This is a genomic window from Herbiconiux sp. L3-i23, assembly GCF_023734115.1.
In the GTDB taxonomy this organism is placed as follows: Bacteria; Actinomycetota; Actinomycetes; order Actinomycetales; family Microbacteriaceae; genus Naasia.
This window is the reverse complement of record NZ_AP025737.1, coordinates 2,194,386-2,219,935: the sequence shown is the minus strand read 5'-3', so window position 1 is coordinate 2,219,935 and position 25,550 is coordinate 2,194,386. Positions and strand designations below refer to the sequence as shown.

Below are 25,550 nucleotides of genomic sequence, written 5' to 3'. Positions count from 1 at the left end.
TGCTCAGTCGCCGATCGCGGCGACGGCGCGCTCGTGCAGCAGCCCGTTGCTGACGAGTGCGTCGCGAGCGGTGAAGATCCGCTCACCCGTCGTCGACGAGATCCGTCCGCCCGCCTCCTCGATGATCGGCGCGAGGGCGGCGAGGTCGTAGATCTGCGGGCCGAACTCGGCGACCAGGTCGACGCTGCCTTCGGCGACCATCATGTACGACCAGAAGTCGCCATAGGCGCGGGTGCGCCAGACCGAGTCGGCGAGGGCGAGCAGCTGCTCGGTCTTGCCGGCGCCGCGCCAGTACTGGAGGTCGTTGTAGCTGAACGAGGCGTCCGCCAGCTCGCGCACCGCCGAGACGGCCAGCCGGCGCGGCGCCGCACCGTTCTCGACCAGCCACGCCCCCTCGCCGCGAGCCGCCCACCAGCGGCGCCCGAGCGCGGGTGCGCTCACCACTCCGACCACGGGGTCGTCATCGACGGCGAGGGCGATGAGGGTGCCCCAGATCGGCACTCCGCGCAGGAAGTTGGCGGTGGCGTCGATCGGATCGATGATCCACTGGCGCCCCTTCTGCAATTCGCCGCCGAACTCCTCGCCGAAGACCGCGTCGTCGGGACGCTCCTCGCGGATGGCGGCCCGGAGGGCCTGCTCGACGGCGCGGTCCGCGTCCGTGACGGGGCTGCGGTCGGGCTTGGTCTCGACGGCCAGGTCGAGCGCGCGGTAGCGCTCGAGGGAGATGACGTGCGCCATGTCGGCCAGGTCGCGGGCGAAACGCAGGTCCTCGCTGAAGTCTCCGGTCACGGGTTCAGCGTATCGGCGCCGCCGTCCGGTTCTCCGCTCGGGTCGTTCGGGAAGAGGATGTCGCGCGCCTCGATCGACCGATCCTCGACCGTGGTCGCCGACTGCATGTGCACCGCCCCGCTCGGCACGAGTCCGGCGCCGCCGAAGCGCTCCATCACCCGCCACTGCGCCGCGACGTCTTCGCCCGCGTGGTCGGCGGGCAGCCTCGGCCAGAAGTCGAAACCGCCCACCTCGACGAGACAGCTCCGCCGGTATAAGGTGCAGGCGCCGAGCCAGGCGATCTTGTAGGCGACCCAGAGCCGATCGTCCGCGAGGCCGAGCCGGCGGTCGGCGGCGACGTGCAGCAGGTTCGCCGCAACGTGCAGGGACTTGCGTTCGAAGCCGGCAGCGTCCGAGCGCATCCGCTCGGGCAGCACGGGCCCCTCCCATTCCTCGAACACGGCGGTGTCGTGGGGGCGACGGTCGTCGATGGCCGACAGCCCCTGCGGGTTGAGTCCCACGAAGCCGCAACGGAGCTCCTCGATCGCGTCCACCATGCGGTGGAGGGAATCCGGTTCGAGCCAGATGTCGTCGTCGAGGAAGAGCACGAACTCGGCGCGCGCCCGATCGAGCAGGAACTGACGCTGCTCGGCGAGCCCGCGGCGGGGCAGATGACGGTGCAGCTCGACATGGTGCCCCTGCGCCCTGAGCACGCGCAGCATCGCGAGCACCGCCGCCTCCTCGAACACCGCGCCCTCGACCGACTGGTCGCTGATGACGATGTCGAAAGCGGGATCGTCCTGCGCGGCGAGACCGGCGAGCGTCGCCGCCAGCTCGGCGGGACGCGAGCCGATCGTGGGGATCAGGACGTCGACGAGCCCGTCGGACTGCGGCAGGGTGTCGCCCCACTCGCCCGACAGGCGGCGCGCGGTCATGTCGATGCGCCGCCCGGATGGGGCCCCGGCAGGTCGCCGACACGGATGCGCTCGACGATCGCGGTGGTCGAGTGCTCCGGGAGGAAGTCCAGGATGCGTACTTCGCCGCCGGCGGCGAGCACGACCGGCGTCTCGGCGAGGGTCTCGGCGGAGTAGTCGCCGCCCTTCGCGTAGATGTCGGGCGCGATCCGTTCGAGCAGCGGGATGGGGGTGTCGGTGTCGAAGACGGTCACGTAGTCGACCGAGCTCAGGGCGGCGAGCACTCCGGCGCGATCGCCGGCGTGGTTGATCGGGCGGGATTCGCCCTTCAGGCGGCGCACCGAGTCGTCGCTGTTGATGGCGACGACGAGGATGTCGCCCAGTCGCTTCGCCTGGTTGAGGTACGCGGTGTGCCCGCGGTGGAGCACGTCGAAGCAGCCGTTCGTGAACACGATCCGCCTGCCCGCGGCGCGCTCGTCCTTCAGCCGGCGGATCAGCTCGTCCTCGTCCAACGCGTTCTCGGCGGAGCGGGCCAGCTGAGCGATGATGTCGGCGGTCGAGCACACCGAGGTCCCCGCGCGGCCGACGACGACGTCGGCCGCGGCCTGCGCGAAGTCCGCGCTCGTCGTGAGCGGCAGCCCGCAGGCGCGAGCGATCGTGAGCGCCGCGACGAAGGTGTCCCCGGCGCCCGAAGCCTGCTTCTCGGACGCGGGTCGCGCCCAGGTGCGGTGCACCTTGCCGTCGCCGCAGAGCACGAGCGTGCCGTCCCGGTCGAGGGTCACGACGGCATCGCGCGAGTTCGTCGTCGCGAGTAGCTCCTCCGCGTGGGCGGCCACACTTCCGGCCCGGTCACTGCCGCGCTTCAACGGTCGGTGCAACAGCGCGGCGGTCTCCTCGGAGTTGGGCGTGACGATGTCGGGGCGCAGCGGCGCCCAGAAGACCGGGTCGTGCGCGTCGACGACGGTGAGTGCGGGACGGGCGTCGCGGGAGGCGAGCGCGTCGCGCACTCGGAAGCTCAGCATGCCGCAGCCGTAGTCGCAGACGACCTCGGCGTCCGCGCCGTCGGTCGCCGCCAGGGCGGCGTCGCGCACGGCGTCGAGTGCGTCGGAGGTCCACTCCTCATCGACTCCCTCGTCGAGTCGGAGGAGCACCTGATCGGCGACGACCACGCGCGTCTTGGTGATGGTGGTCACGTCGTCGCGAAGCAGCAGATGGGTGACGTCGATGCCGTCCGCGGCGAGCAGATCGCGCAGCCGACGTCCCGCCTCATCGTCGCCGGCCGCACCGACGAAGCGCACCTGCGCTCCGAGCTCGGCGAGATTCCGGGCGGTGTTGGCGGCGCCGCCGGGCACGAAGACGTGGTCGCCCACCGACACCACCGGGGCGGGCGCCTCCCGCGCGATGCGGTCGCTGCGACCGTGCCACCAGCCGTCGAGGATCGGCTCGCCGATCACGGTGACGATGGGAGCCATGCGGCGGATCCCCAGCGCCACGTCGGGAGTCGGCGCGGCGTCGAGGGACAGTGGTGACGACAGTTCGCTCATGCGGGCGCCTCTCCGGCCGCATGCCACCCGACACGGGACCTCGGTCCATCCGACCACCGGCGGGGCTCCGGCTTCCACCGCTGCGACGCTTTCCCAGCGCATCCCAGGCCATTCGCAGTGAGCGGCCCGGCATGCTCGATGCAGGAAGGGGTGACATGCGGGCATCCGACGACCGGACGGCGCAGCGGAGGTCCGGCGCCCGGGTGCCGGACGTGCGGCGCATCGCGGTGCTCCGCGGCGGCGGACTCGGCGATCTCCTGTTCGCCTTCCCCGCCCTCGACGCGCTCGCCGCCGCCTACCCGGACGCGGAGATCACACTCCTCGGAACTCCGATGCACCGCGAACTGCTCGCCGGGCGCCCGGGACCGGTCGACGTCGTCGAGGTGCTGCCCGTCGCCGAGGGACTGCGCCTGCCCGAGGGAGCGCTGCCCGACCCCGAGGAGCTCGCCCGCTTCGTGGCGCGGATGCGCGCGCGCCGCTTCGACCTCGCCCTGCAACTGCACGGCGGCGGCGCCTTCTCGAACCCGTTCCTGCGCTCCCTCGGCGCGCGGGTCACCGCGGGGCCCAACACCGTCGACGCGCCGCCGCTCGACCGCGCGATGGACTACGTCTACTACCAGCAGGAGTTCCTGCGCGGCATCGAGGTGGCGGGCCTCGTCGGCGCCGCCCCGGTCGCCCTCGAGCCGGCGCTCGCCGTCACCGACGCCGACCGCGAGACCGCGACCGCACTGCTCGGCGACGATTCCCGGCCTCTCCTGGCGATGCATCCCGGTGCGACCGATCCGCGCCGTCGGTGGCCGCCCGACCGCTTCGCCGAGATCGCCGCACTCGCCGCCGAGGACGGCTGGCGCACGGTGATCGTCGGCGACGCGGGCGACATCCCGCTCGCCCGCGCGATCCTCGCCGCCGCACCGGACGCCGGCGCCCTCGACCTCACCGGCAGGTGCTCGCTCGGGGCGCTCGTCGGGGTGCTCGACCGAGCGGACGTCCTCGTCTCCGACGACAGCGGGCCGCGGCACCTGGCACAGGCGGTCGGCACGGCGACGGTCGCGATCTACTGGGCGGGCAACGTCATCACCGCCGCCCCGCTCACTCGCGCCCGGCACCGCATCCACATCTCGTGGCTCACCCGCTGCCCCGTCTGCGGACGTGATGTCACGCAGGTCGGCTGGTCGGCCGAACGCTGCTCGCACAATCCGTCGTTCGTCGCCGAGGTCCCGGTAGCGCCGGTGTGGCAGGACCTCCGGCGGCTGATGACCGCAGAGCTCGCGTCGCGCGGGTAGTCGTCAGGCCGCTCGACGCCGGCGGGCGAAGCTCTCCGTCCAGTCGGCGAGAACCGTGTTCCAGTCGTCCTGGAAACGACGCAGGCCGTAGTGTTCGAGCGCGTACTCGCGGGCGGCGAGCCCGGCGGTGCGCGCCGCCTCGGGGTCTTCGATGAAGCGCCGGGCGGCGCGGTGCAGCTCGTCGAGACGAGTGGACACGGTGCCCGCCTCGGGTGGGACGGCGCGCCGGATTTCGGTCGCCTCGATGCCGACGACCGGGATCCCCGCGTGCATCGCCTCGAGCAGCGCGAGCCCCAGCGAAGTCCAGCGGGTCGTGTGCAGGTAGAGCCGCCGACGGGCGAGCTCGCGGTGCAGATCGTCGGTGGGCAGGTCGCCGGCGTCGGCCACCACGTCGGAGCTCACGCCCAGCTCTCGGGCGAGGCCGTCGACCTTCATGCCGAACACGTCGACGGGGGCGACGCGGGAGAACCCGCCGATGAGGTCGCTGCCGGACACGCGCCAGCGCCGGACCGGCTCGTTGATGACCACTCCCATGCGCGCCAGCTCACCGGTGTAGAGGTACCCGCGGTCGACGATGCCGTGCTCGATGACCGTCGTCGGCGCCCGACCGGTGTCCCAGAACAGCGCGTTGAAGTGCGTGACGTGCGCGATGAGGATGTCGTCGCGGTCGGCGAGCGGATGCCGCGACTCGGGCACCGACGCTCGCGGGGTGTTGTGCTCGACGAAGATCGTCGGGATGTCCCGCCCCGGCCGCAGCCCGAGACGCTCCTCGGCCCAGTCGAATTCCTCGAGGCGTTGCAGCACGAGGACGTCGACGTCGGCTCCCGTCACGGATCCGGCGGGAGCCTCGTGCACGTGGGCCCGGTCCCAATCGCGCTTCCCGATCCCACCGCCGCCGTCGGCGTCGATCGGGAGCACGTAGTCGTGATCCCCGCGGACGAACGCGTCCATCCATCCGCCGTGCATGTGCCACCCGAAAACCCGCATCGTCTCGTCTCTCCTCGTCCTCGAGTTCGAGGGTGCCAGTGCTCTGCTGGAAGTCGACGGGGAGTCGGCTGACCGACCTCTAGGGACTTCGTACCGGCGCCGATACGGCTCTCAGCAACGCGAGCGGGTCGCGTGCGAGCGTAAGCACCGTGAGGAAGCCGACCGAGTCCGATGGCCGACCCGAGCTCGTCGTGCTGCGCGCCATCAAGGTCGGCGACCTGTTGCTCGCGGTGCCCGCGCTGCACGCGATCCGCCGTGCCAACCCCGAGCATCGGCTGATTCTCGCGACGACGGGGTGGCTCGAGCCTCTCGCCGAACTCATCGACGGGCTCGATGCCTTCCTCCCGCAGCACGGTCTCGACCATCCGATCGCGTTGGAGCGAGGGCGAGTCGACACCGTCGTCAACCTGCACGGTCGAGGCCCTCAGAGCACCGATCTCCTCGACGCCCTCGACCCGCGGCGACGCGTCGGGCACCGCTTCGGGGAGCGCTGGGACGGACCCGAGTGGCGCGACGGCGGTCTCGAGCGGGTGCGGTGGGCGGAGCTTGTGCAGTGGCACGGGATGCCGGCCGATCCCGATGAGCTCTGGCTGAAGGACCCGGGTCCCAGCGCGAACCCCGACGCGGTCGTCGTGCACATCGGCGCCGCCTACGGGTCGCGGCTGTGGCCCGCGGAGCGCTTCGGTCTCGTCGCCCGAATCCTCGAACGCGAGGGCGGTCGCGTGCTGATCTCGGGTGGCGCGTCCGAGCGCGATCGCGCAGCCCACGTCGCCGAACTCGCCGGGCTGCCGGAGGACCGCATCATCGCGGGACGCGCCGATCTGCGGGAGTTCGCGGCCACGGTCGCGTCCGCCCGCCTCGTCGTCACGGTCGATACCGGAGCGGCGCACCTCGCGTCCGCCTACCGGACCCCGTCGGTGATCGTGTTCGGACCGGCGCCGGTCGAGGAGTGGGGGCCGCCCGCAGGTCCGCACATCGCGTTGACCGACGCCTCGCTGCGGCGCGGAGACGGCTTCGCCGACGACCCGGATCCCGCGCTGCTCGCGGTCACGGCCGACGATGTGCTGGCCGCGGCCCGAGGCTTGCTCGGCTAGCCGCTGAAGACCGATCGATTCGCGGCGAGCCACTCGTCGATCGACATCGCCGCCGTGCCGGTCAGCTGCTCGACGGTGTCGGTGACGATGTCGGCGTCGCCGCGCTTCCACGCGGCGAAGTGCACCATGACCGCCTCGTCGACCCGGTCGTCGGGGATGCCGACCTCGTTCACCATGAAGGCACGGAAGTCGGTGTCCGGCATGTCCTGATACGCGATCGGCCGGCCGAGCAGTCGGGTGAGAGCCGCCGCCTCGTCGGACATGGTGATCGCGGACGGTCCGGTGAGCACGTAGTTCTCGCCCTGCTCGTCGCGGTCGGTGAGTACGACCGCGATCGCGCGGGCGACGTCGTCGGCGGCGACGACCCCGACCCTGCCGTCGCCGGCGCAGCCGAACAGCCTGTTCGCCTGCTGCACGGCAGGAGCCTGCGACAGGAAGCTGGTCTCCATCACCGAGTTGGGGGAGACGAGGGCATAACGGAGCCCGGACGCCGCGATCGCCGCGATGCTGGCCTTGTGCTGCTGGTCGAGCGGCTCATCGGGCAGGTGTCGGACGGCGCCGTAGAGCTTGACGATGCGCCGTACCCCGGCGGCGACGGCGGCGTCGAGCGCGTTCGTCTCCCGTTCGAGGATGCGCCCGTCCATCGGCGTCACGACGAATACGGTGTCGACGCCTGCGAACGCCGGCGCGAGGCTCGCTCGGTCGTCGAGGTCGCCGACGACGGCATCGATGCCGCTCGCTCGAAGTGGGGCCGCGTGGTCGTCCGAGTGGACCAGCGCCCGCACGCTCGCTCCCCGTGCCGCCGTCTCGCGCAGAACCCGACTGCCGAACATGCCCGTCGCGCCGAGGATCAGGATCACGGTTCCTCCAGAGGGTCGTGCGGACGTCTCGGGACGCACGCTACTGGAGCCGGTCGCATCGGCGGAAGAGCCGTCAGTCCTCGGGGTCGGGGGCGGGCTCCCAGTCGCGCTCGGCCTTCGGGTCGAGGGTCGTGAGGATGCGCTGCAGCGAGTCGAGGCGACGCTGGCCGACGGGGCCGAGTTCGCCCTCGCGTACCCGGTCGACGATCTCCCAGTCGTGCGCCTCGACGAGGGGCACCTCGCCGTCGGGAGGTTCGGGCGCGATCGCGTGCAGCGCGAACGAGCGCATCACGCTGGCCGGGTCGACGTGGCCGAGTCCGAAGGAGCGGACCCCCGGGGTATCGATGATCCAGCCCGATCCGCCCGCGTTGTCGCGGACCCGCAGCGAGATCGTCGACGACGAGGTGTGCCGGCCGCGGCCCGTCACCTCGTTGACGACGCCGGTCGCGCGCGCCGCGCCGGGCACCAGTGCGTTCACCAGGGTGGACTTGCCGACACCCGAGTGGCCGACGGCGACGGTCGTGTGCCCGATCAGACGACGGCGGAACTCCTCGAGCGGTACCCCGCCGCGCGCGGTGAGCACGATGTCGAGATCGAGGATGTCGAACTCCGCGAGGAATGACGCCGGGTCGGCGAGGTCGGTCTTCGTGACGACGAGGATCGGTTCGATGCCGGCGTCGAATGCGGCGATCAGGTAGCGGTCGACGAGTCCCGCGCGCGGCTCGGGGTTCGCGGCGGCGACGACGATCATCAGCTGGTCGGCGTTGGCCACGACGACCCGCTCGACCTCGTCGGAGTCGTCGGCGCTGCGTCGCAGCAATGTGCTGCGCGGCGCGATCCGCACCACGCGGGCGAGGGTTCCCTCGTCGCCGGAGAGGTCGCCGACGACGTCTACCAGATCGCCCGTGACGATGGGGGTGCGGCCGAGTTCTCGGGCCCGCTTGGCCTGCAGCTCGCGCTCCGCCTCGGTGTTCTCCTCGAGGAGGACGGTGAGACGACCGCGGTCGACGGTGAGCACGCGCCCGCGGACGGCGTCGTCGTGCTCGGGGCGCTGCTTCGACCGGGGACGCGTACCGCGCGGGTTCGGCCGGACCCGCGCGGCCGACTCGTCGTAGTCGGAGTAGGGCTCGTCTTCGTCGTCGGTCAGCCAGCTCATGATCAGGCCGTCGCGCCGGTTCCGCTGATCGGGATACCGCCCGAACCGGCGTCGCCGAGCAGGGTTCGCCAGAGCTCGGTGAACTGGGGGAGCGTCTTCGAGGTCGTCGCGATGTCGTCGACGAGCAGTCCGGGCACGGCGAGGCCGATGATCGCCCCGGCCGTCGCCATGCGGTGGTCCTCGTAGCTCTGCCAGGGGCGATCCGGGTCGGCGGTCAGCGGTCGGGGATCGATCGCGAGGCCGTCGGGGAGCTCGGTCACCGCACCGCCGAGAGCGTTGAGCTCGGCGGCGAGCGCGGCGAGTCGGTCGGTCTCGTGCCCCCGCAGGTGCCCGATGCCCGTGATGCGGCTGGGCGAGTCGGCGAGCGCGGCCAGGGCGACGAGGGCGGGGGCGAGTTCGCCGCCGGTGGAGAGGTCGAGGTGGACCCCGGGCATGCTCCGCCCGAAGGCGACGCCGGTGCCGCCGTCGACGCGCAGCGACCCATCGGTGAGCGTCGTCTCGGCCCCGAAGCGGGTGAGCAGCTCGCGGAGATCGTCGCCGACCTGGGTCGTCTCGGCCGGCCAGCCGGCGATCGTGACGGAGCCGCCCGCGACAACGGCGGCGACGAGGAACGGGGCGGCGTTCGAGAGGTCGGGCTCGATGTCGACCACGCGACCCGCGATCGGACCGGCGGGGACCACCCAGACGCCCGGTTCCGGGTTCTCGACCGCGACGCCGCGTCGGGCGAGCACGTCGATCGTCATCGCGATGTGCGGCAGGCTCGGCAGCGTCTCGCCGGTGTGCCGCAGTGTGAGTCCGTTCTCGAAGCGAGCGGCGGAGAGCAGCAGACCGGAGACGAACTGGCTCGACGCCGACGCGTCGATCGCGAGCTCGCCACCCGCGACCCGGCCCATCCCGTAGACGGTGAAGGGGAGGGTGCCGCGGGCGTCGTCGCCCACCTCGACGCCGAGCGCGCGCAGCGATTCGATCGTGGTGCGCATCGGCCGCCGGCGCGCGCCCTCGTCGCCGTCGAAGGTGATCGGGCCGAGACCGAGGGAGGCCAGGGGCGGCAGGAAGCGCATCAAGGTTCCGGCGAGCCCGCAGTCGATCGAGACGCCGCCGCCGAGTTCGGCGGGGGTGATGCGCAGATCGGGACCGTATCCCGTGTCGGTGCCCTCCAGCTCATCGATCGCGATGCCGAGCTCGCGCAGCGCGGCGATCATCAGCGTGGTGTCGCGCGAGTGCAGCGGCGCTCGCAGGATCGACTCCCCGTCGGCCAGCGACGCGAGCACCAGCTCGCGGTTGGTGAGGCTCTTCGACCCGGGCAGTGACAGACGCGCTGCGAGCGGCCCGGACGCTGTGGGCGCCGCCCACGCAGGGGGAGGGCCGCTGACCGTGTCGCGCGCCTCGAAGTCGTCGCCCGGAAGGCGGAATCGAGGACCTGCTTCGCCGAGGATTCCCATCGGGCCCAGCGTACCGGCCTCCCCGTCGACGGTTGCGGCGATCGACGAGCGACCGGGATGCCGCGCGCCTGCGGTGCGGCGCGGAATAAGGCCCGGAGCGGGCCGGTTCACCTCTACATCGGCTGCGACGGGCGGCCGCTCGAACGGAAGGCGGGGCACGTGCTACTCACGCTCGACGCTCGACCTCCGCGAGTACGCTTGGCTGCGATGAGCAGCGAACCGGGCGAGCCCGCCGACGTCCACGGCGCCGAGGTCGATGAGACCGACGACCGCGACACGGACGTCCACGAGACCGACGTCCACGAGACCGAGGCCGAAGAGACGATCGTCGAGGCGATCGAAGAGGCGGCGACGCCGACCAGCGACGAGCTCCGCTCACTGTTCGAGGAACAGGCCCTGCCGTTCATCGATCAGCTCTATGCGGCCGGCCTGCGGATGACCCGCAACCCGGCGGATGCGCAAGACCTCGTTCAGGAGACCTTCGTGAAGGCGTTCGCCGCGTTCGGTGGCTTTCAGCAGGGCACCAACCTCAAGGCGTGGCTGTACCGCATCCTCACGAACACGTTCATCAACAACTACCGCAAGAACCAGCGCAACCCGTACCAGCACACGATCGACGACCTCGAAGACTGGCAGCTCGGCTCGGCCGAGTCCGCGACGGCCGGCTCCACCGTCGGGCGCAGCGCCGAAGCCGAGGCCATCGACCACCTGCCCGACTCGGCGGTGAAGGACGCTCTCCAGGCCGTTCCCGAGGACTTCCGCCTGGCCGTGTACTTCGCCGACGTCGAGGGGTTCTCCTACCAGGAGATCGCGGACATCATGAAGACCCCGGTCGGCACCGTGATGAGCCGACTGCACCGCGGCCGCCGCCTGCTGCGCGAACTGCTCACCGACTACGCCGCCGAGCGCGGCCTCAGCGTCGGAGCGACGTCCCGTCGTCGTTCCCCCAAGAAAACAGAACCCGCAAGCGTCGAGACAACGGAGTGAGGACATGAGCGACTGCGGTTGCGAGAAGGCCAAAGCAGAACTCGAGGAGTATCTGCACAACGAACTGCGCCGCGACGATGCGGCCGACATCCGTGAGCACATGGAGAACTGCGCCGACTGCTCCGGCGAGCTGAAGGTCGGACTCGTGCTGACCGAGGCCGTGCGCCGCGCCTGCCGCGACACCGCGCCGGAAGAGCTGCGCGTCCAGGTCATGACGCGCATCCGCGCGATCCAGACCACCCACTGAGCGCCCACTCGCCCACTTCACCCCGTCCGACGGCGTTGCGACGGGGCGAAGTGGGCGAGTGAACCGATCGAGCGCTTCGCTCCGAACGACTGCCATGACGCTGAAGAGTCTTCGTATCGCCGTGGCCGCCGGGGTGCTGGCCCTCGCAGGATGCAGCAGTCCTGCTCCCGCGGCCGAGGTTCCGGGTGGCTCGGGCCCTCTCGTCGCGTTCTATGGCGACTCGTACACGCTCGGAACCGGGGCGAGTTCCTATGACGAGCGCTGGTCGACGGTCATCAGCGCCGAGCGCGGCTGGCGCGAGTTCAACCCGAGCGTCAACGGCCTCGGCTTCGTCAACAACCGCAGCCTCTACGGCGAGGACAGCGGCGACCTGCCGTCGCTCATCATCGAGCAGGACCCGGACATCGTCTTCGTGACCATGGGCCTCAACGACAACTTCAGCTACGACCGGGCCTCCGAGAAGATCGAAGCGCAGATCGACGCCGACCTCACCCGCCTGCACGATGCGCTGCCCGACGCGCGCTTCATCGTGGTCGAGCCGTTCTGGTACACCGACGAGCGTCCCGAGTCGCTCGAGGTCATCTCCGGCTGGGTGGCCGACGCGGCCGACAGGATCGGCGCCGATCACATCGAGGGGGCCTCGCACTGGATCGAGGGGCACCCGGAATGGATGGCGAGCGACGGTCTGCATCCGAACGACGACGGCTACGCCGAGATGGCGAAACGGATGGACGAGGAGCTGGACGCGCTCGGGCTCTGACGACGAAGGGCCCCGCCGATCGGCGGGGCCCTTCGTCTTTTCCGTCGCTGAGGTCAGCCGGTGACGGTGCCCGAGTTGATCGCCGACATGACGGCGATGGTGGTGAGCACGAACACCACGAGGCCGACGGCGATCGCCACGAAGCCGACGACGATGCCCGCCAGAGCCAGCTTGCGAGCGCCCGGCTCACGACCGCGCGAGAGGAATCCGAGGACGATTCCGACGATCGCGGCGATTCCGCCGAACAGCGGCGAGAGGAAGACGAGGCCGAGCCCGACGATGCTCAGCACCAGCGAGACGATGCCGAGGGTCTTCTTCTCCGTGGATGCGGGCGTCGCACTGGACGAACCATAGTTGGCGGACGTGGGTTCCGGGGTGCTCACTATTCGTCTCCTCTTCATGCCGCACGAGCGGCGCCGATTTGTCACAGCAAACTTAGCGTGCGCGCATAGAGCTGGCTCAGGAACGTTCAGGAACTTCTCGGCCGTGTCGGCAGAGAAAAGGGCCCCGCCTTTCGGCGGGGCCCTTTCCTCTCGCGCTTATGAGAGGGCGCGGCGGATGATCTCGGCCTGCTCCTGCGCGTGGCGCTTCGCCGATCCCGCGGCGGGCGAGGCGGCTGCCTTGCGCGAGATGACTCGGAGCGGTCGGTCCTTCAGCTGCTTCGAGAGCTCGAGGAACATGAACGGCCACGCCCCCTGGTTCTCGGGCTCGTCCTGCACCCACACCAGCTCGGCGTTCGGATACTCGGACACCACCTCGTTGATCCGGTCGGTCGCGAGCGGGTACAGCTGCTCGAGACGGACGAGGGCGATGTCGTCGCTCTTCTCGCGCTTCGCGAGCTCGTTCACCAGGTCATAGTGGATCTTGCCGGAGTGCAGCAGGACCCGCGTGACGGCGGCCTTGTCCTGGATCCGCGCGTCGTCGATGACCGGCTCAAAACGGCCCGACGTGAAGTCCTCGACCGCGCTCGTGGCACCCCGCAGGCGCAGCATCGACTTCGGCGTGAAGACGATGAGCGGCCGGCGCGGGCGGGCGTACGCCTGACGGCGCAGCAGGTGGAAGTACGACGCGGGAGTGGAGGGCTGCGCGACCGTCATGTTGTCCTCGGCGCACAGCTGCAGGTAGCGCTCGATGCGCGCCGACGAGTGGTCGGGTCCCTGGCCTTCGTAGCCGTGGGGGAGCAGCAGCACGACCGACGAGCGCTGACCCCACTTCTGCTCGGCCGAGGAGATGAACTCGTCGATGATGGTCTGCGCACCGTTGGCGAAGTCGCCGAACTGCGCCTCCCACATGACGAGCGCGTCGGGCCGCTCGACCGAGTAGCCGTACTCGAAGCCCATCGCCGCGTACTCCGACAGCAGCGAGTCGTAGATCCACAGCTTCGCCTGACGGTCGTTGAGGTTGAGCAGCGGCAGCCACTCCTGCCCGTTCGACCGGTCGTGGAACACCGCGTGACGCTGCACGAACGTCCCGCGACGGCTGTCCTGCCCCACGAGACGCACCGCGGTGCCCTCGACGAGGAGCGAACCGATCGCGAGGATCTCGCCGAAGCCCCAATCGATGCCGCCGTTGCGGCTCATCTCGAGCCGCTTCTTCAGCAGCGCCTGCAGCTTGCTGTGCACCGTGAAGCCCTCGGGAGGGTTGTCGTGCGCGTCGCCGATGGTCGTGACGACCGACTCGGAGACGCCAGTGCTCTGCGGCTCGCCCGGCGCGTCGTCATTCTGCTGCGACTCGGGCAGCTCGAGGTCGGCGACCTCGTCGGCGTCGGCGTCGGGCTCGACGATCGGCGTCGACGCGGTCTGCGCGGCGTGCGTCTCGGCGAAGGCGCGTTCCAGGCGGTCCTGGAAGTCGCGGTGCGCGTCGTCGTACTCGTCCTGGCTGATGTCGCCGCGGCCGACGAGGGCCTCGGTGTACAGCTTGCGGACGCTGCGCTTCGCCTCGATGAGGTTGTACATGAGCGGCTGCGTCATCGACGGGTCGTCGCCCTCGTTGTGGCCGCGGCGGCGGTAGGTGACGAGGTCGATGACGACGTCGCGGTGGAACTCCTGGCGGAACTCGTACGCGAGTTGCGCGACGCGGGCGACGGCCTCGGGGTCGTCGCCGTTGACGTGGAAGATCGGCGACTGGATCGTCTTCGCCACGTCCGTCGAGTAGATCGACGAGCGGCTCTCGGACGGCGGCGTGGTGAAGCCGACCTGGTTGTTGACGACGATGTGGATCGTGCCGCCGGTGCGGTAGGCGCGCAGCTGCGACATCTGCAGCGTCTCGACGACGACGCCCTGGCCCGCCATGGCCGCGTCGCCGTGGATGAGGATCGGCAGCACCGTGAAGCTGCCGACGGGGAAGCGGTCCTGCTTCGCCCGGACGATGCCCTCGAGCACTCCGTCGACGGCCTCGAGGTGCGACGGGTTCGCGGCGAGGTACACCGGGATCGTCGCGCCGCCGGCGCCCTGGTAGGTGCCCTCGGTGCCGAGGTGGTACTTCACGTCGCCGGAGCCCTGCACGGTGCGGGGGTCCTGCGTGCCCTCGAACTCGCGGAAGATCTGCCCGTAGGTCTTGCCCGCGATGTTCGTGAGCACGTTCAGCCGGCCGCGGTGGGCCATGCCGATCGCGACCTCGGAGAGCCCGTCCTCGGCGGCCTCCTGGATGGTGGTGTCGAGCATCGAGATCAGCGACTCGCTGCCCTCGAGGCTGAAGCGCTTCTGGCCGACGTACTTGGTCTGCAAAAAGGTCTCGAAGGCCTCGGCCTCGTTGAGCTTGCTGAGGATGCGCATCTGCTCGTCGTGCTGCGGCTTCTCGTACGGCCGCTCGACCTTGTCCTGGATCCACTTGCGCTGCTCGGGATGCTGGATGTGCATGTACTCGAGGCCGACGGTGCGGCAGTACGAGTCGCGCAGGATGCCGAGGATGTTGCGCAGCTTCGCCTCGCGCAGACCCCCGAAGCCGCCGACGACGAATTCGCGGTCGAGGTCCCAGAAGGTGAGGCCGTGGCTCTCGATCTCGAGGTCGGGGTGCGTGCGCTGCACGTACTCGAGCGGGTCGATGTCGGCCATCAGGTGGCCCCGGACCCGGTAGGCGTTGATCAGCTCGTGCACGCGCGCGGTCTTCGAGATCGCCGCCGCGAGGTTCACGTTGATGTCAGCGTTCCAGTGGATCGGCGCGTAGGGGATGCGCAGCGCCGCGAAGATGTCGTCGTAGAACCCGTTCTTGCCGATCAGCAGCTCGTGCACGAGTTTCAGGAACTCGCCCGACCCTGCGCCCTGGATGACACGGTGGTCGTAGGTCGAGGTCAGCGTGATCGTCTTGCCGATGCCGAGCTCCACGAGCGTCTTCTCGCTCGAGCCGGCGAACTCGGCCGGGTACTCGAGGGCGCCGGCGCCGATGATCGCGCCCTGCCCCTGCATGAGGCGCGGTACGGAGTGCACGGTGCCGATGCCGCCCGGGTTCGTCAGCGAGATCGTGGTGCCCTGGAAGTCGGCGGCCTCGAGCTTGTTCGAGCGGGCCTTCTTGACGAGGGCCTCGTAGGCGGCGACGAACTCGCCGAAGTCCATCGTGTCGGCGCGCTTGATGCTCGGCACGAGCAGCGCCCGCGAGCCGTCGGGCTTCGGGATGTCGATCGCGATGCCGAGGTTCACGTGCGCGGGCTGCACCAGCGACGGCTTGCCGTCGACCTCGGTGTAGTGCACGTTCTGACTCGGGAAGTCCTTCAGCACCTGCACGAGTGCCCAGCCGATGAGGTGGGTGAACGACACCTTGCCGCCGCGGGCCCTCGTCAGGTGGTTGTTGATGACGATGCGGTTGTCGATCATCAGCTTCGCGGGGATGGTGCGCACGCTCGTCGCCGTGGGGATGGCGAGGCTCTGGTCCATGTTCGTGGCGAGCGTCTTCGCCATTCCGCGCAGCGGGGTGACGGCGTCGGCTTGAGCCTCGGCGTCCTGCTTCGCGGGAGCGGGGGCCTGTGCGGGGACCGGCTGCTGGCGCGGGGCAACGGAGGTGGTGCGAGCGGCGACCTTCTCGGTCGACGGAGCCTCGGCCGCGGGGGCGGCCTGGGTCGCCGACGGGGCGGCGGGCGCCGTCGGTGCGGAGGGGGCGGGCTCCGGGGGAGTCGGGGCGCCCGGCGCGGGGCTCGGCGAGGTCGGCTCGGGGGCCGGCGTGCTGGGCTCAGCCGGGGACGGCGCGTTCGGCTCGACCGGGTTCGGTGCGACCGGCTCGGTCGGCGTCGGCGCCGTCGGCTCGGCGGGCGTGGTCGGCGGCGTCTCGGGCTCGGGCGCCGGAGCGCCCGGCTCGACGGCGGCGTCGGATACCGCGCCGTTCGAGCCGCCGTTCAGCGGCGGCAGAGTGATGGTGCCCGTCTCGGTGGTGACGGGATGGTAGCTCTCGAGGATCGGCCACCAGGACTTGTCGACCGAGTTCTTGTCGACGAGGTAGCGCTCGTAGAGCTCGTCTACGAGCCACTCGTTCGCGCCGAATTCTCCCGATGCACCCTCGTCGGTTCCGGTCACTTGATTCGACACGACGTTATCGCCCACTCTCGTCTTCGTTCGCGAATCAGATCGGGCACCAAGCCTAGTCCTTCAGACGGTGTCGCCGACTCCTCCCAAGGGTGTCCGATCGCGCTGGGCGTACGGTGGATGCGGGTGGCCGATGAGCCGTCGCGGATCCGTATACTGGTGCGACCGATGGACGACCCTCCGAACGCCCACTCCCACTCACCGGCGCCGCACGCCCGATACCTCTCGCGCGGGCGGCTTCTCCTGAGTGGGGGTGTTCCCCATGTGGCTTGACTGGGTCTGGCTCGGCGTCGGCATCGTGCTGACGGTCGGCACCGGTTTCTTCGTCGCCTCCGAGTTCGCGCTCGTCAACCTCGACCGCGGCGACCTCGAAGCGCGTGAGGCGAAGGGCGAGCGGCATCTCGGCAGCACCATCGCGGCGCTGAAAATCACCTCGACGCACCTGTCGAGCGCGCAGCTCGGCATCACGCTCACCACGCTGCTCACCGGGTACACGATGGAGCCGGCGATCAGTCGCCTGCTCGAGGCGCCGCTGAACGCCTGGGGCATCGCGGACGACATCGTCCGACCGATCGGCTCGGTCGTCGGAATCCTCATCGCGACGCTGTTCTCGATGATCATCGGCGAGCTGGTGCCGAAGAACCTGGCGCTCGCGGTGCCGCGGGTCACCGCGAAGATCGTCATCCCGTTCCAGACGGTGTTCACGACCGTGTTCCGTCCCGCGGTCGCGCTGCTGAACGGCACGGCAAACGCCATCCTGCGGCTGTTCGGCATCGAGCCCAAGGAGGAGCTGTCGGGCGCGCGCTCCGCGGAGGAATTGAGCTCATTGGTGCGCCGCTCCGCGATGGCCGGCGTCCTCGACAGCGACACCGCGACCCTGCTCACACGCACGCTCGGCTTCTCGGAGCTGAGCGCCGCCGATGTGATGACTCCGCGGCCCCGGCTCGCGTCGCTCGAGCGCGGCGACACCGCGGCCGACGTGATCGAACTCGCCCGCCGCACCGGATACTCCCGCTTCCCCGTCACCGACGGCGGACTCGACGACATCGTCGGCCTCGTGCACATCAAGCAGGCCGTCGCTGTGCCGCGGGAGAAGCGCGCGACCGTGCCCGTCGGCGCGCTCCAGAGCGACGCGTTGCGGGTGCCCGAGACGATGCAGGTCGACACCCTGCTCGGGGAGCTGCGGGAGAGCGGGTACCAGATGGCCGTCGTCGTCGACGAGTACGGCGGGACCGCCGGCGTCGCGACCCTCGAGGACCTCGTCGAAGAGCTGGTCGGCGACCTCGTCGACGAGCACGACAGGACCCGCGCCGGAGTGGTGCGCGGCAAGACCTCGACCACCTTCCCGGGAAGCCTCCGACCCGACGAGGTGCTCGAGCAGTCGGGCATCGAGATCCCCGAGGACGGCGATTACGAGACCGTCGCCGGCTTCGTGCTCGCGCAGCTCGGCCGCCTGGCGAAGGTCGGTGACGAGGTGCCGCTGCCCGCCGGAACCCTGCGGGTGCTGCGGCTCGACGGCCGCCGCATCGACCGTCTGCGGTTCACGCCGGCGCCGACGCAGCCCGACGGGGTTCCCGCAGGCGCCGACGGCAACGGGGAGGTGAGCGGGCGATGAACGACTGGGCCGGAATCGCCTGGCTGTTCGTGCTGTTGGCAGCCAACGCCTTCTTCGTCGCGGCCGAGTTCGCGGTCATCTCCGCGCGTCGATCGCAGATCGAGCCGCTCGCCGAGAAGGGCAAGCGCAGTGCCAGGACGGCGCTGTTCGCGATGGAGCACGCGACGCTCATGCTCGCGACGACGCAGCTCGGCATCACGGTCTGCTCGCTGCTCATCCTCAACGTCTCCGAGCCGGCGATCCACCACCTGCTCGAGATCCCGCTGCACCTCACCGGCCTGCCCGACGCGGTGATCGGCGGCATCGCCTTCGTCATCACCCTGCTGCTGGTGTCGTACCTGCACGTCGTGCTCGGCGAGATGGTGCCGAAGAACATCTCGTTCTCGCTGCCCGATCGGGCCGTGCTGTTGCTCGCGGCGCCGCTCGTGTTCATCGCGACGATCCTGCGTCCCATCATCGCGGCGCTCAACGGCATCGCGAACGCGTTCGTCCGGCTGCTCCGGGTCGAGCCGAAGGACGAGGCCGCGAGCACGTTCACGCTCGAAGAGGTGCAGACGATCGTCGGCCAGTCGACCCGTGAGGGAGTGCTGAGCGACACCAGCGGCGCGCTCACCGCGGCGTTCGAGTTCACCGAGAAGAAGGTGTCCGACATCGCTCTCGCCCTGTCGGGCCTCGTCACGCTGCCCGAGGACGCGACCCCTGCCGACCTGGAGCGGGCGGTGAGCCAGCACGGCTTCTCGCGTTACGTGCTCGTCGACGAGGCGGGGGAGCCGACCGGTTACCTGCACCTGAAGGACGTGCTCGAACTCGACGAGGACGAGTACGACAGCCCGGTGCCGCAGAAGTTCGTGCGCCAGCTCGTCTCGATCTACCGCGGCACCGAACTCGAAGACGCCCTCGCGACCATGCGCCGCTCCGGCGTGCACGTGGCGCGGGCGTTCGACGAGCAGGGGGCGACCACGGGCGTGCTGTTCCTCGAGGACATCATCGAGGAGCTCGTCGGCGAGGTCCACGACGCCACCCGACGTTCCTGAACCGGGGTCGATGCGGATGAGCGCCGTCGCGCCTCGGAGGCTGCCGGGCCGGGTCTACCTACTCTCACTGATCGGCCTGCTGTCGGCTACCGCCGACCTGTTCGTGATCTTCTTCGTCTTCTGGGTCGCGGGGCTCCAGGGCTGGTCCGGGGTGCAGACGGCCGTCGTGGTCATCGTCACCCGGGTGCCCTCCCTGCTTGGCGGATGGCTGGGCGGTGCCGCGGTCGACCGGTTCGGACCGATCCGGATGATCGGCGTCGATGTGGCGATCCGAGTCGCGTCGGCCGCGGGGCTCGCGGTCGTGGCGTGGAACGGCGAGCTGCCGCCGGTGGCCGTCATGATCCTCGGCGGGATCGCCGCGGCGTCGGCGCCGATCACGTACGCATCGGCTCGGACCCTGATCCCGAGGATGGTCGATCGGGCTGCGCTGCCCCGTGCGAACGCGCTGCTCGCGGTCGGCGACCAGCTGCCCCTCATCATCAGCGCCGCGCTCATCAGTCCTGCGGTCGAGCTGCTCGGCGTCGGCCCCTCGTTCCTCGTGCCGGTCGCGCTCCTCGCCGTGGTGGTCGTGCTCGTGGCGTCGGTGCGCCGCTGGCCGACCGCCGCCGTCGCACCGCACCCGCACGAGACCGACGGCGCTCCCGCCCGGCCCTGGTGGCGCATCCCGAGCGTCCTCGCGCTCGTCGTCCTCTCGGTGCTCTACTACGGTGCGTACGGGCCGTTCGAGACGGTGCTGCCCTCGTTCGTCCGCGACGACATGGGTTCGGGGTCGGCGACGTATAGCGCGATGTGGGTCGCGTTCGGGCTCGGTGCGCTCGTGACGCTGCCGCTCGCGCCGATGCTCGCCCGGCGCCGACCCGGCGTGGTGAACGCGCTGAACGCGGTCGCCTGGGGGCTCGTGACGTTGCCGGTCGTCTTCGCGACCGGACCCGTCGCGGGCATCGTCGTGTTCTTCCTCTCCGGGGCGGTGTGGGGCCCGTACACCGCCATCGAGACGACGGCGCTGCACCGATGGGCGCCGCCGTCGACGCACGGCCGTCTGTTCGGGACCCTGCGCGCGCTGCTGCAGACCGCGACGCCGGTCGGCGCCGCGCTCGGCAGCATCGCCCATGAGGCGTTCCCCGTCGGCCCGATCCTCGCGGTCTCGGCGCTCGGCTGCGTGGTCGCCGGCCTCACCGCGCTCGCCCTGCCCGCGGTGCGGCGCCGCCTCGAGGATCCGGAGACGGCGGTCGCGCCGAGGTCGGCCGCCGAGCGGTCCTGATCAGCGCCAGCGCGCCCTGAGGTACTGCGGCGGCCAGTAGCCGATCTCGACTCCCAGCTCGTGCGCCGCTCGGAGCGGCCAGTGCGGGTCGCGCATCAGCTCGCGGCCGAGGGAGACGACGTCGGCGTCGCCGCGGGCGATGATCTCTTCGGCCTGACGCGGCTCGGTGATGAGTCCGACCGCGCTGACGGGCATCCCCGTCGCCGCACGAACCTGCGATGCGAGGGGCACCTGGTACCCGGGGGTGACGGTGATCGGCGCGGGGTGCACGCCGCCGCTCGAGATGTCGACGAGGTCGACGCCCGCGTCGCGGACCCACCCGGCGACCGTCGTGGTCTCCTCGATGTGCCAGCCGCCCTCGAGCCAGTCGGTGCCGCTGAAGCGGACGATGAGCGCGGTGCCCTCGCCGACCGCACCGCGGATGCCGGTGACGACGCGCAGCAGGATCCTGGCGCGGTTCTCGAGCGACCCGCCGTACTCGTCGTCGCGCCGGTTGCTGATCGGGGACAGGAACTCGTGGAGCAGGTAGCCGTGCGCGGCGTGGATCTCGAGCGCATCGAAGCCGGCATCGACCGAACGGACGGCGGCGGCGACGAAACCGTCGACGACCGCGTCGATGCCGGCGAGGTCGAGGGCGACCGGTTCGGCGTATCCGGGGAAGGCGATGGCCGAGGGGGCGACGCTCTGCCAGCCGCCTTCATCGACCGGCATGGTGCCCGTGCCCTCGACACCCCACTCGGGGTAGATCGACGCCTTGCGCCCGGCGTGCGCGAGCTGCACCGCGGTCGCGGCGCCCTGCGAGTGGATGAAGTCGTTGATGCGCCGCCACGCCCGAGCCTGCTCGTCGTTCCAGATGCCGGTGTCGTGGGGTGAGATGCGGCCCTCGGGGAGCACGGCGGTGGCCTCGGCCATCACGAGACCGGCTCCGCCCGACGCCATCGCCCCGAGGTGCACGAGATGCCAGTCGGTGGGGACTCCGTCGCGCCGATCGACCGAGTACTCGCACATCGGGGCGACCCAAATGCGGTTGCGGGTGGTCAACGAGCGCAGGGTCATCGGCTCGAACAGGGGAGAGGTGGCGGTCGGTGCGTTCGCGTTCATCGTTGATCTTCAACCCAGCCCCGCCGGGATCGATTCCCGACCGGTGTTCGCGATCCAGAAGGGGCCGGATCGGCTCGCGTAGGGTGGCGCCATGACGGACGGCTGGCGCGACTGGAGTCTCGAGGAGACGGCGATCTGGATCCGGGTGCCGGTCGCGGGCGACGACAAGTACTCGCGTGGTGTGGTGGGCGTGCTCACCGGTTCCGCCGAGTATCCGGGCGCCGCGGTGCTCGGTGTCGATGCGGCCGCGCGAGCCGGGTCGGGGATGGTGCGCTACCTCGGCGACCCGGAGGCCGCTCGTCTCGTCCTGCAGCGCCGACCGGAGATCGTCACGGCCCCCGGACGCGTCCAGTCGTGGCTCATCGGCTCGGGAATGGACGCAGCGAAGCGCACCGGCGAGCTGGCCGGGCGCATCCGCGAGGCGCTCGCGCAGAAGCTGCCGACCGTGCTCGACGCGGGCGCGCTCGATCTGGCGGGGGAGGCCCGCGGGCCCGTGCTCCTCACCCCGCACGCGGGTGAGCTGGTGACCCTGCTCCGCGGTCTCGGCGTGGAGACGGACCGTGCCGCCGTGGAGGCGGAGCCGGAGCTGTGGGCGCGGCGCGCGGCGGAGCTCACCGGTGCCACGGTGCTGTTGAAGGGCGCCGTCACGCACGTCGTCGCACCTGATCGCGACGGGATCCGGGTGCGCGCGGGCTCTCCGTGGCTCGCGACCGCCGGGTCCGGCGATGTCCTCGGGGGAGTGCTCGGCGCACTGCTCGCCGCGCAGTCGGAGCGGATCGTCGAGGACCCGAGCCTCCTCGCCGAGATCGCCGCGGCGGGAGCATCTCTGCACGGACGCGCCGGTGACCGCGCATCGGCCGGCGGCCCGATCGTCGCCCTCGACATCGCCGAGGCCCTTCCGGCGACCATCGCCTCCTCCCTCTGACCGAGGTGCCCACTTCTGCGGGTTGCGGCGCTCAAACACCGGCAAATCTGGGCACCTCGGCGCCGGGGCGCCGTCCGCCGTCTCATAGAAGACTCATCGGATGCCACCGGGAGGCACAAGGGAGCGCGAGTAGCGTTGGTGACACGACAACTTTTTCGACGCCCTACGGATTGAGGAACCGCCATGGTCACCACCCGCACACGTCAGTTCGCCCGCCCCACCCTCGCCGCACTCGCGGGGCTCGGACTGATCGGCGTCCTCGCCGCGTGCGCGCCCGCCGAAGCCGAGGAGCAGACGCCCGACGGCGGTGACAGCGGCTCCCAGGACTCGTCGGCGACCACCGCCCCCGAGACCGACACCGAGACCGACGCCGAGGACTCCGCGAGCACCTACGCGGACGGCACCTACGAGGCCGAAGGGTCGTACCGGTCGCCGGGCGGCAACGAAACCGTGCAGGTGTCCATCACCCTCGAGGACGACGTCGTCACGGCCGTCACGGTGACCCCGACGGCGACGAGCGGCAACTCGAAGCAGTACCAGACCGCGTTCGCCGGCGGCATCGCCGACGTCGTCGTCGGCAAGGACATCGACGAGCTGGACGTGTCGAAGGTCTCGGGGTCGTCCCTCACCAGCGGCGGCTTCAACGAGGCCGTCGAGACCATCAAGGCCGATGCAGCAGGCTGACGCCGCCCTGCATACACTGCGGTTCGACGCCATCGGCACCGGCTGGCAGATCGACACCGCAGAACTCCTGACCCCGGCGCAGCGACAGGCGGTGCACCAGCGGGTTGAGACCTTCGACGCGGCGTACTCGCGGTTCCGCGCCGACTCGCTCGTCACCGCGCTCGCCGAGAACGGCGGGACGGTGCTCTTCCCCGACGACCTGCCGCCGATGCTCGAGGTCTATCGGACGCTGTCCGACGCGACCGACGGGCGGATGACGCCGCTCGTCGGATCGTCGCTCGAGCAGCTCGGTTACGACGCCGCGTACTCGCTCGTTCCCGCAGGCCCTGCGATCGGCGCGCCCGACTGGGAGTCGGCACTCGAGATCGATGGCAGCGCGATCACCGCGACCTCGCCCGTGCTGCTCGACTTCGGCGCCGCCGGCAAGGGATACCTCGTCGATCTGGTGGCAGGGGCCCTCGAGGAGGCCGGTGTCGCCGAGGCCACGATCGATGCCGGAGGGGACCTGTTGCACCACGCACCGGGGCCGCTGCGCGTGGCGCTCGAGCATCCCTACGACGCGACGAAGGCGATCGGCGTCGTCGAGATTACCGGGGGAGCGATCTGCGGATCGGCGGTCAACCGACGCGCGTGGGGGAACGGCCTGCACCACGTCGTCGATGGACTGACGGGCGAACCGGTGCACGAGGTCGCCGCCGCATGGGCCATCGCCGACGACGCCCTCCACGCCGACGCTCTCGCCACCGCGCTCTTCTTCACCGACGCCGCTACGCTCGCCGAACGGACCGGCTGGCGCTTCGACGCCGTCCGCATGATGACCGACGGGACGGTCTCCGCGACCTCCGGACTGCCAGGAGAGGTGTTCACCCGATGACCGCGATCGCCGCGTTCCTCGACCGCGTCACGGGTCGGGTCCCCATGTACCGGCTGCTGACGATCGTGCTCGCCGCGACCTTCGCGCTCGCCGTGATCCTCTCGCTGACCGGGCAGCTGTTCTACCCGGCCGTCGACCTCGTCGCCTCCGCGGCGGTGGCGATCCTCGTCGGCGTGATCGCGTCGAAGCTACTCGGGCTGGTGTTCCGGGTACCGGTGCACACCGAGTCGTCGATCATCACCGGGTATCTGTTGACCTTCCTGATGCTGCCGACCACCGACCTCGGCGGACTCGCCGTCATCGCCCTCGCGTCGCTGCTCGCCGCTGCGTCGAAGTTCGTCATCGCGTGGCGCGGTCGGCACCTGCTGAATCCCGCAGCGGCCGGTGTCTTCCTCGTCGCCCTCACCGGTCTCGGGGCCGCCGGATGGTGGGTCGCGACGCCGCTGCTGCTGCCCGTCGTCGCGATCGGCGCGATCCTCGTGCTGTGGCGCACCCGTACCCATTGGGTGGGCCTCACCTTCATGGTGCTCGCCACGGCGCTCGTCGTGCCCGCTCTGATCGGCTTCGGCAGCGCCCCGCTCGATGCGGTGTGGACCGCCATCGGCTCCTACCCGATCGTGTTCCTGGGCGCCTTCATGCTCACCGAGCCATCGACCCTGCCGCCGCGCCGACGGCAACAGATCATCGTGGCCGCCGTCGTGGCCGTGCTGTTCGCGCTGCCCCTCTACGTGTCGGTGTCGTTCGGCACCTTCTACCTCAGCCAGGAGTTCGCGCTGCTCGTCGGCAACCTCGTCGCGGCGGCCCTCATCCTGCCGACGGGACAGCGGCTCCGGTTCCTCCGCAGCAGGCCGGTCGGCCCCGACGCGGTCGAGTACACCTTCGAGACCGCACGGCCCCTGCGGGCGGCGAAGCCGGGGCAGTACGCCGAGCTGCATCTGCCGCACCCCGGGGTCGACCAGCGCGGTGCCCGCCGTCACCTCTCCCTCGTCGGCACCGGCGGCGACTCCCGCGAGCTCAGCATCGCCGTGCGCACGCCCGAGCGCTCGAGCAGCTTCAAGCGCCGCCTCGCCTCCCTGGAACCGGGGGATGAGGCGCGGGCCACTTGGCTCGGCGGCGACTTCGTGCTGCCCGACGACGCGGCCACGCCGGTGCTCCTCGTGGCAGGAGGGATCGGGATCACGCCCTTCGTCGCGTCGTTCGCCAGCCCTCGCGAGGCCGTTCTCGTCTATCGCGTGCGCTCCGAGGACGACGTCCTCTACCGCGCCGAACTCGAGGCGTCGGGGTGGCCCGTGCTCCTCGTGACACCGACCGAACCCGCATCGCTGCCGGCGTCGTGGCGGTGGGCGCCGGACCTCGACACGGCGCTCGCCGCGGTCGGCGATGCGAAGGACCGGAACGCATTCGTGTCGGGCGCGCCGTCGTTCGTGAACCGCGCGCGATCGGCGCTGCGGGGAGCCGGCGTGCGCCGCATCCGCACCGACCGCTTCTCGGGGTACTGAAACT

At 70.8% G+C, this 25,550-nt stretch carries 22 protein-coding genes; 12 read left to right on the top strand and 10 right to left on the bottom strand.

All coding sequences use genetic code 11. The features are described 5' to 3' along the window. Positions 1–3: 3 nt before the first annotated feature. From NGH83_RS10565 to rfaE2, 3 genes are read right to left on the bottom strand one after another with little or no spacing between them, the layout of a single operon-like run. On the bottom strand, positions 4–789 hold the full coding sequence (locus NGH83_RS10565) for an inositol monophosphatase family protein (RefSeq protein WP_256470100.1): 786 nt from the start codon (positions 787–789) through the stop codon (positions 4–6). After that, a complete protein-coding gene (locus NGH83_RS10560; protein WP_251856214.1) occupies positions 786–1,703 on the bottom strand; it encodes a glycosyltransferase family 2 protein in 918 nt (305 codons plus the stop codon). Before NGH83_RS10560 ends, NGH83_RS10565 begins: the two co-directional genes overlap by 4 nt. Further along, a complete protein-coding gene (gene rfaE2, locus NGH83_RS10555; protein ID WP_251856213.1) occupies positions 1,700–3,226 on the bottom strand; it encodes a D-glycero-beta-D-manno-heptose 1-phosphate adenylyltransferase in 1,527 nt (508 codons plus the stop codon). The genes NGH83_RS10560 and rfaE2 overlap by 4 nt, the downstream gene beginning before the upstream one ends. Positions 3,227–3,381: 155 nt before the next feature. Here rfaE2 and NGH83_RS10550 point away from each other — a divergent pair, with 155 nt between their 5' ends. Next, positions 3,382–4,509 (top strand): glycosyltransferase family 9 protein, encoded by a 1,128-nt coding sequence (locus NGH83_RS10550; protein ID WP_251856212.1) that lies wholly within the window; start codon positions 3,382–3,384, stop codon positions 4,507–4,509. A 3-nt stretch (positions 4,510–4,512) separates the two neighbouring features. Here NGH83_RS10550 and NGH83_RS10545 read toward each other — a convergent pair whose 3' ends face one another. Further along, complete coding sequence (locus tag NGH83_RS10545; RefSeq protein ID WP_251856211.1) at positions 4,513–5,496, bottom strand: glycosyltransferase; 984 nt, start codon at positions 5,494–5,496, stop codon at positions 4,513–4,515. A 149-nt stretch (positions 5,497–5,645) separates the two neighbouring features. Between NGH83_RS10545 and NGH83_RS10540 the strand changes: the two genes are divergently transcribed. Then, entirely contained in the window at positions 5,646–6,590 is a 945-nt protein-coding gene (locus tag NGH83_RS10540) for a glycosyltransferase family 9 protein (RefSeq protein ID WP_251856210.1), read from the top strand. Here the strand turns inward: NGH83_RS10540 and NGH83_RS10535 are convergent. From NGH83_RS10535 to aroA, 3 genes are all read right to left on the bottom strand, one after another. Beyond that, positions 6,587–7,450, bottom strand: coding sequence for an NmrA family NAD(P)-binding protein (locus NGH83_RS10535; RefSeq protein ID WP_251856209.1), 864 nt, complete (start codon positions 7,448–7,450; stop codon positions 6,587–6,589). The genes NGH83_RS10540 and NGH83_RS10535 overlap by 4 nt on opposite strands. Positions 7,451–7,523: 73 nt before the next feature. Beyond that, entirely contained in the window at positions 7,524–8,606 is a 1,083-nt protein-coding gene (gene rsgA / locus NGH83_RS10530; RefSeq protein WP_251856208.1) for a ribosome small subunit-dependent GTPase A, read from the bottom strand. 2 nt (positions 8,607–8,608) lie between these two features. Then, positions 8,609–10,048, bottom strand: a complete 1,440-nt coding sequence (gene aroA / locus NGH83_RS10525; RefSeq protein ID WP_251856207.1) for a 3-phosphoshikimate 1-carboxyvinyltransferase — start codon at positions 10,046–10,048, stop codon at positions 8,609–8,611. A 207-nt stretch (positions 10,049–10,255) separates the two neighbouring features. Here aroA and NGH83_RS10520 point away from each other — a divergent pair, with 207 nt between their 5' ends. The 3 genes from NGH83_RS10520 (at position 10,256) to NGH83_RS10510 (ending at position 12,042) form a co-directional block, all read left to right on the top strand. Next, the gene (locus NGH83_RS10520) at positions 10,256–11,035 is read left to right on the top strand and encodes a sigma-70 family RNA polymerase sigma factor (RefSeq protein WP_251856206.1); all 780 of its coding nucleotides are present in this window, start codon (positions 10,256–10,258) and stop codon (positions 11,033–11,035) included. Positions 11,036–11,039: 4 nt separating this feature from the next. Further along, the gene (locus NGH83_RS10515; RefSeq protein ID WP_251856205.1) at positions 11,040–11,282 is read left to right on the top strand and encodes a zf-HC2 domain-containing protein; all 243 of its coding nucleotides are present in this window, start codon (positions 11,040–11,042) and stop codon (positions 11,280–11,282) included. Between the two features lie 94 nt (positions 11,283–11,376). After that, a complete protein-coding gene (locus NGH83_RS10510) occupies positions 11,377–12,042 on the top strand; it encodes an SGNH/GDSL hydrolase family protein (protein ID WP_251856204.1) in 666 nt (221 codons plus the stop codon). A gap of 53 nt (positions 12,043–12,095) precedes the next feature. Here NGH83_RS10510 and NGH83_RS10505 read toward each other — a convergent pair whose 3' ends face one another. Next, positions 12,096–12,425: a DUF4190 domain-containing protein gene (locus NGH83_RS10505; protein WP_251856203.1), complete on the bottom strand. Its 330-nt coding sequence runs from the start codon at positions 12,423–12,425 to the stop codon at positions 12,096–12,098. A 156-nt stretch (positions 12,426–12,581) separates the two neighbouring features. Next, a complete protein-coding gene (locus NGH83_RS10500) occupies positions 12,582–16,544 on the bottom strand; it encodes a multifunctional oxoglutarate decarboxylase/oxoglutarate dehydrogenase thiamine pyrophosphate-binding subunit/dihydrolipoyllysine-residue succinyltransferase subunit (RefSeq protein WP_251856202.1) in 3,963 nt (1,320 codons plus the stop codon). Between the two features lie 271 nt (positions 16,545–16,815). Between NGH83_RS10500 and NGH83_RS10495 the strand changes: the two genes are divergently transcribed. The 3 genes from NGH83_RS10495 to NGH83_RS10485 are packed head-to-tail and all read left to right on the top strand — an operon-like array spanning position 16,816 to position 20,463. Then, complete coding sequence (locus tag NGH83_RS10495) at positions 16,816–18,168, top strand: hemolysin family protein (protein WP_251856201.1); 1,353 nt, start codon at positions 16,816–16,818, stop codon at positions 18,166–18,168. Beyond that, a complete protein-coding gene (locus tag NGH83_RS10490; protein ID WP_251856200.1) occupies positions 18,165–19,202 on the top strand; it encodes a hemolysin family protein in 1,038 nt (345 codons plus the stop codon). The genes NGH83_RS10495 and NGH83_RS10490 overlap by 4 nt, the downstream gene beginning before the upstream one ends. 16 nt (positions 19,203–19,218) lie before the next feature. Then, a complete protein-coding gene (locus tag NGH83_RS10485; protein ID WP_251856199.1) occupies positions 19,219–20,463 on the top strand; it encodes an MFS transporter in 1,245 nt (414 codons plus the stop codon). On the opposite strand, the gene NGH83_RS10480 is transcribed toward NGH83_RS10485, so the two are convergent. After that, positions 20,464–21,564 carry an NADH:flavin oxidoreductase/NADH oxidase gene (locus NGH83_RS10480; protein ID WP_251856198.1) on the bottom strand — a complete coding sequence of 367 codons (1,101 nt, stop codon included), beginning with the start codon at positions 21,562–21,564 and terminating at the stop codon, positions 20,464–20,466. Between the two features lie 91 nt (positions 21,565–21,655). Here NGH83_RS10480 and NGH83_RS10475 point away from each other — a divergent pair, with 91 nt between their 5' ends. The 4 genes from NGH83_RS10475 to NGH83_RS10460 all read left to right on the top strand — a co-directional run bounded on the left by NGH83_RS10475 (position 21,656) and on the right by NGH83_RS10460 (position 25,546). Further along, positions 21,656–22,489, top strand: coding sequence for an ADP/ATP-dependent (S)-NAD(P)H-hydrate dehydratase (locus NGH83_RS10475; RefSeq protein ID WP_251856197.1), 834 nt, complete (start codon positions 21,656–21,658; stop codon positions 22,487–22,489). Between the two features lie 183 nt (positions 22,490–22,672). After that, on the top strand, positions 22,673–23,173 hold the full coding sequence (locus NGH83_RS10470; RefSeq protein ID WP_251856196.1) for an FMN-binding protein: 501 nt from the start codon (positions 22,673–22,675) through the stop codon (positions 23,171–23,173). After that, the gene (locus NGH83_RS10465) at positions 23,160–24,047 is read left to right on the top strand and encodes an FAD:protein FMN transferase (protein ID WP_251856195.1); all 888 of its coding nucleotides are present in this window, start codon (positions 23,160–23,162) and stop codon (positions 24,045–24,047) included. Before NGH83_RS10470 ends, NGH83_RS10465 begins: the two co-directional genes overlap by 14 nt. Continuing rightward, a complete protein-coding gene (locus NGH83_RS10460) occupies positions 24,044–25,546 on the top strand; it encodes an FAD-dependent oxidoreductase (RefSeq protein ID WP_251856194.1) in 1,503 nt (500 codons plus the stop codon). Before NGH83_RS10465 ends, NGH83_RS10460 begins: the two co-directional genes overlap by 4 nt. The last annotated feature ends 4 nt before the right edge of the window (positions 25,547–25,550 follow it).